The following is a 14,819-nucleotide window of genomic DNA, read 5'->3' as shown; positions in this document are numbered from 1 at the left end:
CGACGAGAGCGCCGTCCCTTCGGGGGCGGCGCTCTCCGCGTCAGCGGGGCAGGCACTCGCTGTCGACGAGGGCATCCGCCGCGCGGACGAGGGCGAGGTGCGAGAACGCCTGCGGGGTGTTGCCCAGCTGACGCCCGGCGATCGGGTCGTACTCCTCGGCGAGCATCCCCACGTCGTTGGTCAGCGAGCAGAGCCGGTCCATCAGCTGCGCGGCCTCGTCGCGTCGGCCGGTGCTCGCGTACTGCTCGACCAGCCAGAACGAGCATGCGAGGAACGGGCTCTCCTCACCAGACAGCCCGTCCACACCGCTCGAGGTGCGGTATCGGTACAGCAGCCCGTCGTGCATGAGCGTCTGCTCGATGCGGGCGACGGTCGCCAGCATCCGCTCGTCATCCGGCCGGCAGTAGCCGACCTGGGGAAGCAGCAGCAGCGACGCATCCACCTCGTCGGTGTCATAGTGCTGGGTGAAGTGCCCGTCGCACACGCCTCGGGAGTCGACCTCGTCGCGCATCCGGTCGCGCAGCCTGCGCCAGGTCTTGACCGATCCGGGCAGGCCGTAGTCTTCCACCGCCCGAACGCCGCGGTCGAACGCCGCCCACATCATCACCCGGGAATGGGTGAACATGCGCGCTGGCCCGCGGATCTCCCAGAGGCCCTGGTCGGGGTGGTCGATCTGATCCGCCGCGAAGCGCAGCAGGCTGCGCTCGAGCGGCCACGAGAACGCGCTCTCAGCCAGACCGGCCTTGCGGGCGGCCGACAGGGTCACGAGCACCTCGCCGACGACATCCGCCTGATACTGCCCCCACGCACCGTTGCCGACGCGCACCGGCGACGAGCCAGCGTACCCCGGCAGCGCGGTGAGCACGCTCTCGGTCAGATCGCGCTCACCGGCCAGGCCGTACATGATCTGCACGTCGGCCGGGTCACCGGCCACCGCCCGCAGCAGCCACTCCCGCCAGTTGTCGGCGAGCCCGAGGAAACCGTGCCCGAGCAGCGCCTCGAGCGTCAGCGCCGCGTCGCGCAGCCAGACGTAGCGGTAGTCCCAGTTGCGCTCCCCGCCCATCTCCTCGGGAAGCGCCATCGTCGCCGCGGCCGCGATGCCGCCGGTCTCGTGGTTGGTGAGGGCACGCAGGATCAGCAGCGAGCGCACCACCTTCTCGTGATGGGGTCCGGAGTGCTCGATGGTGTCGGCCCAGCTCTGCCACCACTTCTTGGTCGTCTCGAGGGCATGATCGACGTCGAGCGGGTCGGGCGCCTGGCGGTGCGAGGGGAACCACGCCAGCTGCAGGTCGCGCACCTCGCCTGCTGCGATGCGGATGTCGCCGCGATGCTCGTGGTCGACCGCCGTCAGACGCGCGCCGCGCACGATCAGCGCGTCGGGACCGGCCATGGCGACCAGCTGAGGTTCGTCGTCGCTGCCGGTCTGGCGCACCCACGGCATGGCGCGCGAGTAGTCGAAGCGGATGCGCAGGCTCTGCGTGAACGTCATCTCGCCGGTCACCCCGACGATCCGGCGCACGACGTCCGTCCGCCGGATCTGCACACCCGGGTCCGGGTCGACGGGCATGAAGTCGTGCACCTCGGCGACGGCGTCGCCGCTCTGCCATCGGGTGATGAGCACGAACGTGTCGCGATCGTAGTGACGGGAGGCGGTGGCATCCGGATCGTCGGGACGCACCATCCACCGTCCGTGCGATTCGTCGCCCAGCAGCGCCGCGAAGGTGCTGGGCGAGTCGAGTCGCGGCAGACACAGCCAGTCGACGCTGCCCTCCGTCGACACGAGCGCCGCGGTGCGGCAGTTGCTGAGCAGGGCGTAGTCCTCGATTCGCGTCACCACGAGCGCAGTCTGTCATCGGAGCCGCACGCGCTCCAGCCCCCTTGCGCTCGCTTCGGTGGCGACTACCCTCGGTGCCATGTCGACGACCAGAACCCTCTTCATCCTCGGCGCCAGCGGCGATCTCACCTCGCGGCTGCTGCTTCCCTCGCTGGCTTCCCTGCTCGGCAAGGGGCACGCAGACCGCGTCACCCTTCGCGGGTCGGGGACGGAGGACTGGGATGCGGAGACCTGGCACGCGACGGTCGAGAAGGCGTTCTCCCACGCACCGGGGGCGCTGGACCGGGTCGAGATCGCCGACTACATCCAGGCGGATGTGACGGATGCCTCGGCCGTGGCCTCCCTCGTCGGCACTCTCGGTCCCGACACCGTTCTCTACTTCGCCCTGCCGCCGGCTGTCACCGCCGCCGCGATCGATGCGATGACCGGGTTGACTCTGCCCGAGGGCACCGTGCTCGCGATGGAGAAGCCGTTCGGGCAGGACGAGGCGAGCGCTCGCGCGCTCAACGACAAGCTGCTGGCGCTGGTGCCCGAGAATCAGATCTTCCGGGTCGATCACTTCCTCGGTCGATCGACCCTGCTCAACCTGCTCGGCGTGCGCCTGGCCAACCGCATCTGGGAGCCGGTGTGGTCGGCCGAGCACATCGAGAAGGTGCTGATCCGCTTCGACGAATCGGTCGCGCTCGAGGGCCGCGCCCGGTACTACGACAAGGCCGGGGCGATGATCGACATGATCCAGAGCCACCTGCTGCAGGTGCTCGCCCTGCTCGCGGTGGATCCGCCGGCGACCCTGCACGAGCGCGACCTGCGCGATGCCAAGGCGGAGGTGCTGCGGGCCACGCATGTGATGGATGACGACCCGGCTCGCTTCTCACGACGCGCGCAGTACACCGCCGGCACGCAGCAGCTCGCCGATGGAGGATCGCGCGAGCTGCCCTCGTACCGCGACGAGGACGGCATCGACGTCTCGCGGCAGACCGAGACGCTGGCCGAAGTCGTCTTCGAGGTGTCCAGCGACCGCTGGGCAGGGGTGCCGTTCACCCTCCGCTCCGGCAAGGGGCTCGAACGCAAACGCTCCGAGATCGTGGTGACCTTCAAGCCCGTGCGGCACGTGCCGCCGGGTCTCAACGGCACTCCCGCCGACGGCGGTCGTCTCACCTTCTCGCTCGGCCCCGACGAGATGCATCTGAGGCTGCATGTGACCGGCGGCGACGACCCGTTCGCGCTTCGCGACGAGGATCTGGTGGCGGGCCTCGGCGCCGGTCAGCAGCGGTCGTACGAGGAGGTGCTCGACGAGCTGCTCGACGGCGACGTCGCGCTGTCGGTGCGGGCGGATGAGGCCGAGCAGTGCTGGCGGATCATCCAGCCGGTGCGGGATGCCTGGGCACGGGGCGAGACGCCTCTCGACGAGTACGCCGCCGGCTCGACCGGCCCCACCTCGTGGGAGACGTCGACACACGACTGAGCCCCGCCCCCGCCCCCCCCTGCACAACGCCGCGAGACTTCCCTTCCGGCATGAGACCGGGCGCAGGTGCGCAAGTCTCGTGCCGGAGGTGAAGTCTCGCGGGGACGTCAGGGTGTCGGGCGGCCGGTGTCAGTGCTCAGGCACCTGCACCGGAACCTCCTTGCCGTCCCGATCGACGATCTTCCCGTCGACGATCGAGTCGCCGTCCTCGAACGCGTCGAGGTACTGCACCGGGATGCTGCGCGTGGGAGCAGCGACGAAGCTGTTGGCGCCCTTCGACCGGCGTGCGCCGACGTGGTTGAACAGCAGGTTGAGGAAGATCGCGGCGACCGCTGCCGAGCTGATCCCCGAGTGGAAGATCGTGTTGAACCAGTCGGGCATCTGGTCGTAGATGGTCGGCGCGGCGATCGGCAGCATGCCGATGCCGAGCGAGGCCGCCACGATGATCAGGTTCATGTTGCCGCGATAGTCGACCTTGGCCAGGGTGCGGACACCGGATGCCGCGACCGAGCCGAACAGCACGATGCCCGCGCCGCCGAGCACCGGCGAGGGGATCTCGCCGACCACGCGTCCCAGCACCGGCAGCAGGCCGAGGATCACCAGCACCACACCGCCCGCGGTCACGACGAAGCGGCTCTTCACGCCGGTGATGGCGACCAGACCGACGTTCTGCGCGAACGCCGACTGGGTGAAGGTGCCGAACACAGGTGAGACGGCACTGGAGAGCATGTCGGCGCGCAGGCCGTCGGCGATGCGCTTCTTGTCGACCTTGGTGCCCACGATCTCGCCGACCGCGAGGATGTCGGCGGTGGTCTCGGTGAGGGTCACGAGGATCACGATGAACATCGAGATGATCGCGGCGATCTCGAACGTCGGCCAGCCGAAGGCGAATGGCGTCGGGAAGGCGAAGATGGCACCCTCGCCGACCTGCGAGAAGTCGACGCGGCCGAGGAACGCGGCGAAGATCGTGCCGGCGACGATCGCGAGCAGGATCGACAGGCGCGAGACGGCCCCGATCGGCACCTTGCTGAGGATCAGCACGAACAGCAGGGTGACGAAGGCGAGCAGCAGGTTCTGCGGCGCGCCGAAGTCGTCTGCGTTGGCGTTGCCGCCCATCGCCCAGCGCGCGGCGACCGGCAGCAGGGTCAGGCCGATGGTGGTGATGACGACACCGGTGACGACCGGCGGGAAGAATCGGATCACCATCGCGAAGATCGGCGCGATCAGCAGGCCGATGACGGATGCCGCTATCACCGATCCGAACACGGCGGGCAATCCGCCGCCGTTCGTCACGATCGCGCCCATGGTCGCGACGCCGGCGAACGACACCCCCTGCACGAGCGGCAGCTGCGAGCCGAAGAACGGAATGCCGACCGTCTGCAGGATGGTCGCCAGGCCGCCCATGAAGAGGCACGACGCGATGAGCACACCGATCTCTGCGGGGCTGAGCCCGGCGAGCTGTCCGATGATCAGCGGTGGAGCGATGATGCCGCCGTACATCGTCAGCACGTGCTGGAGTCCGTACCCGAAGGTGGCGCCGATGGGCAGGCGTTCGTCTTCGGGGCGGAGGGTTGCCTGTGTCTTCTGTTTCGTCATGTCGACCTCTTCGTCGTGTCGGGCTGCTTCGGTTATCAGGTGTCGGATGGTGTCTGATCAGCGATGCCGCACGAGCAGCGAGTCACACACGCACCCTCAGATAGGTCAGCACGTTTTCCGAGCATCGAAGACACTCTTTCACGTTGTGAAATCCGCTCGTCACCGCGAACGTGAGAAACCATTCCGCAAGAGAAACCCGCTCAGACGTGGTTTCTCTTGCGGAATGCGGTTTCTCGGCGGGATGGCGGTCAGGTGTCGGCTCTGTCCGCGGTGAGCGCCAGCCCGCTGCCGTCGGCCGCCACGTCGACACGCACGGTGTCGCCGTCGCGCACGCCGCCCGAGAGCAGCGCCGTCGCGAGGCGGTTCTGCACCTCGGTCTGGATCAGTCGGCGCAGCGGGCGCGCGCCGAACACCGGGTCGTAGCCGCGCTCGGCGAGCCAGGCCCTGGCATCCGGAGTCACCGCCAGCGTGAGCCGGCGATCGGAGAGCCGACGCTGCAGGCCGTCGACCGCGAGCTCGACGATCTGCGCGAGATCGTCGTGCGAGAGCGCCGAGAACATGACGATGTCGTCGAGACGGTTCAGGAACTCGGGGAGGAACGACTGCCGCACGAGCGTCATCACCGCCTCGCGCTTCTCGTCTGCCGACATCACCGGATCGATGAGGATCGGCGAGCCGATGTTCGAGGTGAGGATGAGGATGACGTTCGAGAAGTCGACCGTGCGCCCCTGCCCATCGGTCAGGCGCCCGTCGTCGAGCACCTGCAGCAGCACGTCGAACACCTCGGGATGCGCCTTCTCGACCTCATCGAGCAGCACCACGCTGTAGGGGCGCCGGCGCACGGCCTCGGTCAGCTGGCCGCCCTGCTCGTACCCGACGTAGCCGGGAGGGGCGCCGACCAGACGCGAGACCGAGTGCTTCTCGCCGTACTCGCTCATGTCGATGCGCACCATCGCGTGCTCGTCGTCGAACAGGAACGCGGCGAGCGCCTTGGCCAGCTCGGTCTTGCCGACACCGGTCGGCCCGAGGAACAGGAACGATCCGGTCGGGCGGCCGGGATCGCTGATGCCGGCGCGCGAGCGCCGCACGGCATCCGACACCGCCTTGACCGCGTCCTTCTGACCGATCAGACGGCGACCGAGTTCGCTCTCGAGATGCAGCAGCTTCTCGCTCTCGCCCTGCAGCAGACGGCCGACCGGGATGCCGGTCCACGCGGCGATCACCGCCGCGATGTCCTCTTCGGTGACCTGCTCGTTGACCATGCGGCCCTCGTCCGACACGGCCTGCTCGGCCTGCTCGGCCTCGGCGATCTCGGCATTCAGACGGCGAATGGTCTCGTACTCGAGCTTGGACGCCTTCGTGTAGTCGCCCTCGCGCATCGCCAGGTCGCGCTGCGTCGTCGCCTCGTCGAGTTTCTTCTTCAGCTCGCCGACGCGGTTCAGACCCTGACGCTCGCGCGCCCAGCGCGCTTCGAGCTCGCCGAGTTGGCTCTCGAGCCCCGCCATCTGCTCGCGCAGCGCCGCGAGGCGCTCTTTCGACGCCGCATCCTTCTCCTTCTTCAGGGCGAGCTCTTCGAGCTTCATCCGGTCGACCTGGCGCTTGAGCTCGTCGATCTCGACGGGCGAGGAGTCGATCTCCATCTTCAGTCGGGACATGGCCTCGTCGATCAGGTCGATCGCCTTGTCGGGCAGCTGCCGGCTGGGCAGGTATCGGTTCGACAGCGCGGCCGCAGCGACCAGTGCGGTGTCGGAGATCGTGACACCGTGGTGCGCCTCGTACCGGCCCTTCAGGCCGCGCAGGATCGCCACCGTGTCTTCGACACTCGGCTCGCCGACATACACCTGCTGGAAGCGGCGCTCGAGCGCGGCGTCCTTCTCGATGAACTCGCGGTACTCGTTGAGGGTGGTGGCGCCGATCATGCGCAGCTCGCCGCGGGCGAGCATCGGCTTGAGCATGTTGGATGCCGCGACCGAGCCCTCACCGCCTCCGGCCCCCATCAGCACGTGCAGCTCGTCGATGAACGTGATGACCTTGCCGTCGGACTCGGTGATCTCCTTGAGCACGCTCTTGAGGCGCTCCTCGAACTGTCCCCGGTACATCGCGCCGGCGACGAGCGCCGAGATGTCGAGCGAGACGAGCTCTTTGTCTTTGAGGGATTCGGCGACGTCTCCCGCGACGATGCGCTGCGCGAGCCCCTCAACGACGGCGGTCTTGCCGACGCCGGGCTCGCCGATGAGCACGGGGTTGTTCTTCGTGCGCCGTGTGAGCACCTGGCTCACACGACGGATCTCGCTGTCGCGGCCGATCACCGGATCGAGCTTGCCCTGCCGGGCGCGATCGGTGAGATTGATGCCGAACTGCTCGAGGGCGCTCTGCTGCTCTTCACTCTGTGCCGGGTTGGTCATTCGCTCCTCCTGGGGGGACTCCTTCAAAGTTGAGTTGTGGTGACTCAAGTTTAGATCGTGGATCGCCGGAGGGCAACCCGTTACGCTTGACCGAAGCCGAAGCGGCGGAATACACTGACCGACACCATGAGGATCCTCCTCAACTCAGCGCAGAGAGGGGCCGCGATGTTGCAGTACGTTCACGTTCACGCCACCGCCCCCGTCGAGAGCTCCACCGCCTGGGGCAACTGGTACGCCCACGGCGCCTGAGCAGCCGTCCACGGAATCGCCCTTCCCGACGATTCCGAGGCTTCGCCGTCGGCTCGCCCGAGAGCAGTGCAGCCGCGCGACGTCGATGCGATCGTCCGACGCGATCGCGACGGCGCTCACCCCTCGGAATCCCCGCCGGCACGCGAACAGTGTGCACCCGACGCCGCCGCGTCATACCCGAGGAGACACAATGACTGACATCACGGTCACCGTGAACGGGCGCAGCCGCCCGCTCGACGGTGTGGCCACCCACACGACCGCGCTGGACTGGCTGCGCGACTGCGGGCTTCCCGGCAGCAAGGAGGGCTGCGCCGAGGGCGAGTGCGGCGCGTGCGCCATGATGATCGCCACCCCCGACGACGACGGCACCACCCGCTGGACGCCGGTCAACGCCTGCCTCGTGCCGGTCTACGCCCTCGACGGCCAGGAGATCGTCACCGCCGAAGGGCTCGGCGGAGTCGAGAACCTGCATCCGGTGCAGCAGAAGCTCGCCGAAGCCGGCGGCTCGCAGTGCGGGTACTGCACGCCCGGCTTCGCCTGCAGCATGGCTGCCGAGTACTACCGCCCTGAGCGCGGCGACGGCTGCCCTGCCCACGACGGCGAGCAGCAGCACGGCGAGGGCCCCGACGACGATGGTCTCGAGGCGGGCCCCAACGGATTCGATCTGCACGCTCTCAGCGGCAACCTCTGCCGCTGCACCGGATATCGCCCCATCCGCGACGCGGCCTACTCTCTCGGCTCGCCCGAGCAGGACGATCCGCTGCAGCAGCGCCTGTCGCACGCTGCTCCTGCGGCGGTGGCGACGGATGCCCGGGTCGCCGGCTCACGCTTCGTGCGACCCGCCACCCTCTCCGACGCCCTGCGCCTGCTTCGCGATGAGCCGGATGCCCTGATCGTCGCCGGCTCGACGGACTGGGGCGTCGAGGTCAACCTCCGCGGCCGCCGCGCACCCCTGGTCGTCGCGATCGATCAGCTCGACGAGCTGCGTGCCCTCTCCGTCACCGACGAGATGGTCGAGATCGGTGCGGCTCTGCCGATATCCGATGTCGAGCGGCGTCTCGGCGGCCGCGTGCCGCTGCTCGCCAAGCTGTTCCCGCAGTTCGCGTCCCGCCTCATCCGCAACCGCGGCACCATCGGTGGCAACCTCGGCACCGGTTCCCCCATCGGAGACACCCCGCCGGCGCTGCTCGCCCTCGACGCGCGGCTCGTGCTGGCATCCGTCGACGGCGAGCGCGAGGTGCCGCTGGCCGAGTACTTCATCGGCTACCGGCAGACCGTGCGCGCGAAGGACGAGCTGATCACGGCTGTGCGCATTCCGCTGCCGCTAGCGGAGTACACGGCATTCCACAAGATCTCCAAGCGCCGCTTCGACGACATCTCCTCCGTCGCGCTCGGCTTCGCGTTCGACATCACCGGCGGCACCGTGTCCTCTGCGCGCATCGGCCTGGGCGGTGTGGCAGCCACGCCGCTGCGAGCCACCGCGACCGAGGAGGCGCTGATCGGCAAACCGTGGAACATCGCCACAGTGAAGGCGGCATCCGCCGTGCTCCAGTCGGAGGGCACCCCGATGTCCGACCACCGCGCCAGCGGCGACTACCGCGCGCACATGCTGGGCTCCGCCCTGCTGAAGTTCTACAGCCCGACCGTCATCCAGTCGAAGGAGGTGTCGGTATGAGCACTCTCGCCGACCGCCCCGAGAACCCCGTCGTCGGGCGCCCTGCAGTGCACGAGAGCGCGGCGCTGCACGTGACCGGAGCCGCGATGTACACCGACGACCTCGCCGCGCAGACCCATGGTGTGCTCACCGCGTGGCCGGTGCAGTCCACCAGCGCGCACGCGCGCGTGAGCATCGACGTCTCGGGCGCCTACGAGGTGCCTGGCGTCGTGCGGGTGCTCACCGCCGACGACGTGCCCGGTCTGAACGACGCCGGCATCCGCAACGACGAGCCGCTGTTCCCGAGCGAGGCCATGTTCTACGGGCATGCGCTGGTGTGGGTGCTCGGCGAGACGACCGAGGCCGCACGCCTCGGGGCCGAGCGCGTGCAGGTCGAGTACGACGAGCTGCCCTCGCTGATCACCGTGCGCGATGCGATCGAGGCCGGATCCTTCATGGGCACGCCGCGCACCGTCGCCCGCGGCGACGCGGCGGCCGGACTCGCCGCCTCGGCGCACGTCTTCGAAGGGGTCACCGAGTTCGCGGGTCAAGAGCACTTCTACCTCGAGACGCACGCATCGTTCGCCGTGCGCGACTCGGAGGGGCAGTACTTCATCCAGTGCTCGACCCAGCATCCGACCGAGACGCAGGACCTCGTCTCGCACGTGCTGGGCATCCACGCCAACGAGGTCACGGTGCAGTGCCTGCGCATGGGCGGCGGCTTCGGCGGCAAGGAGATGCAGCCGCACGGCTTCGCCGCGATCGCAGCGCTCGGCGCCAAGCTCACCGGCCGTCCGGTTCGGGTGCGCCTGAACCGCACGCAGGATCTCACGATGACCGGCAAGCGGCATCCGTTCCACATCCGCTGGAAGGTCGGTCTCGACGAGAACGGCATGCTGCAGGCCCTCGATGCTGTGCTCACCGCAGACGGCGGCTGGTCGATCGACCTGTCGGAGCCCGTCCTCGGCCGCGCGCTCTGCCACCTCGACAACGCGTACTGGATCCCGAACGTGCACGCCTACGGGCAGATCGCGAAGACCAACAAGCAGTCGAACACCGCGTACCGCGGTTTCGGCGGCCCGCAGGGCGTGTTCCTCATCGAAGACATCCTCGGCCGGGTCGCGCCGACGCTCGGCATCGATCCGCTCGAGCTGCGCCGGCGCAACTTCTACCAGCCCGGCCAGAGCACGCCGTACGGCCAGCTGGTAAAGGACGCCGAGCGGATGCCGACCATCTGGAACCAGCTCGCCGACGAGGCGTCGATCGCCCAGCGCCGCGCCGAGATCGACGCGTTCAACGCCGCGAGCCCTGACGTGAAGCGCGCGATATCGATGACGCCGATCAAGTTCGGCATCTCGTTCAACTTCGCCGCGTTCAACCAGGCCGGCGCGCTCGTGCACGTCTACAAAGACGGCTCGGTGCTGGTCAATCACGGCGGCACCGAGATGGGTCAGGGACTGCACACCAAGATGCTGCAGATCGCGGCCACCGCGCTGGGACTGGAACTGCACCAGGTGCGCCTCGCCCCCACTCGCACCGACAAGGTGCCCAACACGTCGGCCACAGCCGCGTCATCGGGCGCCGATCTCAACGGCGGCGCGGTGAAGAACGCCTGCGAGCAGATCCGCGATCGCATGGCCGCTGTCGCCGGGCGCCTGCTCGGCGTCGACGAGCGCGACGTGCGCTTCGGCGGCGGCTACGTGACCGCCCTCGGCAAGTCGGAGCGACTGACCTTCGCCGAGGTGGCGAAGGCGGCGTACTTCCAGCGGGTGCAGCTGTTCGCGGCCGGGTACTACCGCACGGCCGGTCTGCACTGGAACCCCGAGACGATGCAGGGCTCGCCGTTCAAGTACTTCGCGTACGGCGCGGCCGCCACCGAGGTCGAGATCGACGGCTTCACCGGCGCATACCGAATCCGTCGCGTCGACATCGTGCACGACGTGGGCGACTCGCTCTCGCCGATGCTCGACATCGGCCAGATCGAGGGCGCGTACGTGCAGGGCATGGGCTGGCTGACACTGGAGGACCTGAGGTGGGATGCCACAGACGGCCCGCACCGGGGTCGCCTGCAGACCCAGTCGGCGTCGACCTACAAGCTGCCGAGCTTCTCGGAGATGCCTGAGGAGTTCACGGTGCGCCTGTTCCAGAACGCCAGGGAGGACGGCGCGGTCTACGGCTCGAAGGCCGTCGGCGAGCCGCCGTTCATGCTCGCGTTCAGCGCTCGCGAGGCGCTGCGCGAGGCGGTCGCGGCATTCGGCCCGGCAGGCCACTCGGTCGACCTCGCCTCTCCGGCGACGCCCGAGGCGGTGTACTGGGCGGTCGAGACCGCCCGTGCTGCCCAGGGCGCGGCGGAGCCGGCGCCCGAGCTCGCCGCGGTCTGACATGGTCGACTGGCTGGATGCCCTGCGCGCGCTGCGCGAGAGCCGCACTCCTGCGGTGATCGTGACGCTGGCGATGGTGCGCGGTCACGCGCCCCGCAACGGCGGCGCGAAGATGGTCATCTCGCCGGGCGCTCAGTTCGGCACGATCGGCGGCGGCAACCTCGAGGCGACCGCCGCCGATCGCGCCCACGAGATGCTCGCCTCGGGCACCGCCGAACCCGAGCTGCTCACGCTGACGCTGAGCGACAAGGCCACGACCGAGTACGGCGTGCAGTGCTGCGGAGGAGAGGTCACGATCATGCTCGAGCCCGTTCGCGTCGTGCCGTCGGTGGCTGTGTTCGGCATGGGCCATGTGGGGCTCGAGCTGGCGCGCATCCTGACTCGGCACGAGCTGGCGCTGCACCTGGTCGATTCGCGAGCCGAGATGCTCGACCCAGCCCGTCTCGAGCCTGTGACCCGCGATGCGGTCGCGCGTGTCGAGGCGCACCACGCGCCCGTGCCCGAGGCAGCGCTGCTCGACGTCCCCGCGGGCACCCACGTGCTGGTCATGACGCACGATCACGTCGAGGATCTCGCGATCGTCGACCAGTCGCTGCGCACAGACGGCCTCGGATCGATCGGGCTGATCGGCTCGGCTTCGAAATGGGCGCGGTTCCGCAAGAAGCTGCACGAGCTCGGTCACACCGACGACGAGCTCGCCCGCGTGACCACTCCCATCGGCGTCCCCGAGGTGTCGGGCAAGCAGCCGGCCGTCATCGCGGTGAGCGTGGCGGCTCGCATCCTGCAGCTCATCGAGGAGGCCGCGCCGCGGGCATCCGAATGACGCTCACATCGATTCCGGAATGCGCGAAACGCATTCCGGAATTTCTCGACGCACCATAGCGAATGCAACGCGCATTGGCCCCGACATGAATTGCACCCGCCGCACTCATGCGGCGGGTGCAAGACGTTCCGCAGAAATGCAAAGACCCCGATCCTCGGAATGAGAATCGGGGCCTTTCCTGTGCGGCGATCAGCCGGCGAGCATCGCCTCGATCGGCCCGCGAACGAAGTACAGCGCGAATCCGGCTGCCACGATCCACATCAGCCAGTGCACCTTGCGGGCGCGACCCGAGAAGGCGTTCACAAGCGCCCAGGAGATGAAGCCCACCCCGATGCCGTTCGCGATCGAGTAGGTCAGCGGCATGGTCACGATGGTGAGGAACGCCGGCAGCGCGACGGCGAACTTCGTGAACTTGATCTCGCGGATCTGCGACATCATCATCGCGCCGACCACCACGAGCGCGGCCGAGCCGACCTCGATCGGCACGACGAGGGTGAGCGGGGTGACGAACATCGACAGCAGGAACAGCACGCCGACGACGAGCGAGGCGAGACCCGTGCGCGCGCCCTCGCCGATGCCGGAGGCGCTGTCGACGTACACCGTGTTCGACGACGTCGAGGTCACACCGCCCGCCACCGCGCCGAAGCCCTCTACGACGAACGCCGAGCGCAGCCGCGGGAACGTGCCGTCCTTGTAGGCGAGGCCGGCGTTCTTCGCGAGTCCGGTCATCGTGCCCATCGCGTCGAAGAAGTTCGAGAACACGAGGGTGAAGACGAGCATGGTGGCTGAGAGGATGCCGACGCGCTCGAAGGCGCCGAACAGGTCGAACTGGCCGATCAGACCGAAGTCCGGCACGGTGATCCACGCGGCCGGGAGCTCGGGGATGGTCATGTGCCAGCCGTTCGGGTCTTCGAAGGAGGGTCCGAGCTTCAGCACCGATTGCGCGATCAGCGCCATGACCGTGCTGACCACGATGCCGATCAGGATGCCGCCCGGCACCTTGCGCGCCACGAGGATGCCGATCAGCACCAGCCCGAACAGGAAGATGAGCGTGGGCACGGAGGTGATCGATCCGTTGTCGCCGAGCTGCACCGGCGGGCCGCCGGCGGTGCGGTTGACGAAGCCCGAGTCGACGAAGCCGATGAAGGCGATGAAGAGGCCGATGCCGACGGTGATGGCCGCCTTGAGCGCCTGCGGCACGGCCCTGAAGATGGCGGTCCGGATGCCGGTGGCGCCGAAGAGCACGATGAGCAGGCCGTTGATCACGACGAGTCCCATCGCCTCGGGCCAGGTGACCTGACCGACGACCGAGACGGCGAGGAAGGAGTTGATGCCCAGTCCCGCGGCGAGCGCGAACGGCAGCCTCGCCACGACGCCGAACAGGATCGTCATCACGCCGGCTGTGAGCCCCGTCGCGGCACCGATCTGCGCGGCATCCAGCGCTGCGTCGGACACGTCGGTGACGCCACCGAGGATCAGCGGGTTGAGGATGACGATGTACGCCATCGTCACGAACGTGACCACGCCGCCGCGGATCTCGCGTGCGATGGTCGACCCTCGACGGGTGATCTCGAAGAACCGGTCGAGGCCGTTCTTCGGCGTGGCGTCGACGGTGGTCGTCGCCCCGGTGGCCAGCGGCGGCCGCTGTTCATCGTCGCGGGCGAAGAGCCCGGCGGCGTCGTTGCCGACCACACCCGTGGTGGATGTGTCGGTGGCGGTGGATGGGTCGGTCGTAGGCGAGTCGGCCCCGGTCGGGCGCGCGGAAGGAGGGACAGGTGAAGACATCATCGGCTCCGGAAACGGTGAAGGGGGTTCAGTACTCGATGCGGGTGGGCGTACCGGCCCACTCGGTGAAGGGGGCGACGCGCTGCTCGGGCGGCAGCGCGATGTCGGTCACGGGCATGACGGCCCGATCGGCGTCGTCGCCTTCGAAGTAGCGGTAGAACGCCGCGTCGTCGAAGCCGGCATCGGCGGCATCGTGGCGGTCGGCGGCGAAGTAGACGCGGTCGATCCGCGCCCACAGCGACGTGGCCAGGCACATCGGGCAGGGCTCGCAGCTCGTGTAGAGCGTGGCTCCCGACAGGTCGAACGTGCCGAGCCCTCGGCACGCGTTGCGAATCGCCGTGACCTCGGCGTGCGCCGAGGGATCGAGATCGGCGGTGACCCGGTTCACGCCCTCGAAGACCTGACCGTCGGCCGTGACGACCACGGCGCCGAAGGGCCCGCCCTCGTTGCGCACGTTCTCGACCGCGATGCGCACAGCCTCGGCCAGGTACGCGGCGGGATCGGGTGAGGCTGTCGGGTCGGTCTGCGATTCGGGTCTGGGCATAGCGCTGCTGTTCATACGAGAGCTTCCTTGCTGTCGTAGCAGTGATACGGCTTATCGAGTCGGATCCGGATGGGATCGTTCTG

The 14,819-nt window shown here is 68.7% G+C and carries 10 protein-coding genes; 5 read left to right on the top strand and 5 right to left on the bottom strand.

All coding sequences use genetic code 11. From position 1 onward, the window contains the following. Nucleotides 1-40: 40 nt before the first annotated feature. The gene (locus tag PGB26_RS04865) at nucleotides 41-1,837 is read right to left on the bottom strand and encodes a glycoside hydrolase family 15 protein (RefSeq protein WP_271639216.1); all 1,797 of its coding nucleotides are present in this window, start codon (nucleotides 1,835-1,837) and stop codon (nucleotides 41-43) included. A gap of 76 nt (nucleotides 1,838-1,913) precedes the next feature. Here PGB26_RS04865 and PGB26_RS04860 point away from each other — a divergent pair, with 76 nt between their 5' ends. Beyond that, nucleotides 1,914-3,299 (top strand): glucose-6-phosphate dehydrogenase, encoded by a 1,386-nt coding sequence (locus PGB26_RS04860; RefSeq protein ID WP_271639215.1) that lies wholly within the window; start codon nucleotides 1,914-1,916, stop codon nucleotides 3,297-3,299. Between the two features lie 129 nt (nucleotides 3,300-3,428). Here the strand turns inward: PGB26_RS04860 and PGB26_RS04855 are convergent, their stop codons facing one another. Next, nucleotides 3,429-4,895, bottom strand: coding sequence for a nucleobase:cation symporter-2 family protein (locus PGB26_RS04855; protein ID WP_271639214.1), 1,467 nt, complete (start codon nucleotides 4,893-4,895; stop codon nucleotides 3,429-3,431). A 248-nt stretch (nucleotides 4,896-5,143) separates the two neighbouring features. Next, on the bottom strand, nucleotides 5,144-7,300 hold the full coding sequence (locus tag PGB26_RS04850) for an ATP-dependent Clp protease ATP-binding subunit (RefSeq protein WP_271639213.1): 2,157 nt from the start codon (nucleotides 7,298-7,300) through the stop codon (nucleotides 5,144-5,146). Between the two features lie 126 nt (nucleotides 7,301-7,426). Here PGB26_RS04850 and PGB26_RS04845 point away from each other — a divergent pair, with 126 nt between their 5' ends. From PGB26_RS04845 to xdhC, 4 genes are all read left to right on the top strand, one after another. Beyond that, nucleotides 7,427-7,549, top strand: coding sequence for a hypothetical protein (locus PGB26_RS04845; RefSeq protein WP_271639212.1), 123 nt, complete (start codon nucleotides 7,427-7,429; stop codon nucleotides 7,547-7,549). Nucleotides 7,550-7,739: 190 nt separating this feature from the next. Then, nucleotides 7,740-9,224, top strand: coding sequence for a xanthine dehydrogenase small subunit (locus PGB26_RS04840; protein ID WP_271639211.1), 1,485 nt, complete (start codon nucleotides 7,740-7,742; stop codon nucleotides 9,222-9,224). Further along, a complete protein-coding gene (gene xdhB / locus PGB26_RS04835) occupies nucleotides 9,221-11,584 on the top strand; it encodes a xanthine dehydrogenase molybdopterin binding subunit (protein ID WP_271639210.1) in 2,364 nt (787 codons plus the stop codon). Before PGB26_RS04840 ends, xdhB begins: the two co-directional genes overlap by 4 nt. A 1-nt stretch (nucleotide 11,585) precedes the next feature. Next, on the top strand, nucleotides 11,586-12,407 hold the full coding sequence (gene xdhC, locus PGB26_RS04830) for a xanthine dehydrogenase accessory protein XdhC (RefSeq protein WP_271639209.1): 822 nt from the start codon (nucleotides 11,586-11,588) through the stop codon (nucleotides 12,405-12,407). Nucleotides 12,408-12,596: 189 nt separating this feature from the next. On the opposite strand, the gene PGB26_RS04825 is transcribed toward xdhC, so the two are convergent. Continuing rightward, entirely contained in the window at nucleotides 12,597-14,192 is a 1,596-nt protein-coding gene (locus PGB26_RS04825; RefSeq protein WP_271639208.1) for an NCS2 family permease, read from the bottom strand. 28 nt (nucleotides 14,193-14,220) lie between these two features. Next, nucleotides 14,221-14,736, bottom strand: coding sequence for a nucleoside deaminase (locus tag PGB26_RS04820; protein WP_271639599.1), 516 nt, complete (start codon nucleotides 14,734-14,736; stop codon nucleotides 14,221-14,223). Nucleotides 14,737-14,819: the final 83 nt, after the last annotated feature.

Source organism: Microbacterium sp. nov. GSS16 (assembly GCF_028198145.1).
GTDB lineage: Bacteria > Actinomycetota > Actinomycetes > Actinomycetales > Microbacteriaceae > Microbacterium.
This window is presented reverse-complemented; position numbering and strand designations above follow the sequence as displayed.

Coding starts and splice junctions, on each gene's coding strand:
- PGB26_RS04840 (WP_271639211.1), top strand. CDS start 7,740: ATGACTGACATCACGGTCACCGTGAACGGGCGCAGCCGCCCGCTCGAC.
- PGB26_RS04825 (WP_271639208.1), bottom strand. CDS start 14,192: ATGTCTTCACCTGTCCCTCCTTCCGCGCGCCCGACCGGGGCCGACTCG.
- PGB26_RS04845 (WP_271639212.1), top strand. CDS start 7,427: ATGAGGATCCTCCTCAACTCAGCGCAGAGAGGGGCCGCGATGTTGCAG.
- PGB26_RS04820 (WP_271639599.1), bottom strand. CDS start 14,736: ATGCCCAGACCCGAATCGCAGACCGACCCGACAGCCTCACCCGATCCC.
- xdhC (WP_271639209.1), top strand. CDS start 11,586: ATGGTCGACTGGCTGGATGCCCTGCGCGCGCTGCGCGAGAGCCGCACT.
- PGB26_RS04860 (WP_271639215.1), top strand. CDS start 1,914: ATGTCGACGACCAGAACCCTCTTCATCCTCGGCGCCAGCGGCGATCTC.
- xdhB (WP_271639210.1), top strand. CDS start 9,221: ATGAGCACTCTCGCCGACCGCCCCGAGAACCCCGTCGTCGGGCGCCCT.
- PGB26_RS04855 (WP_271639214.1), bottom strand. CDS start 4,895: ATGACGAAACAGAAGACACAGGCAACCCTCCGCCCCGAAGACGAACGC.
- PGB26_RS04850 (WP_271639213.1), bottom strand. CDS start 7,300: ATGACCAACCCGGCACAGAGTGAAGAGCAGCAGAGCGCCCTCGAGCAG.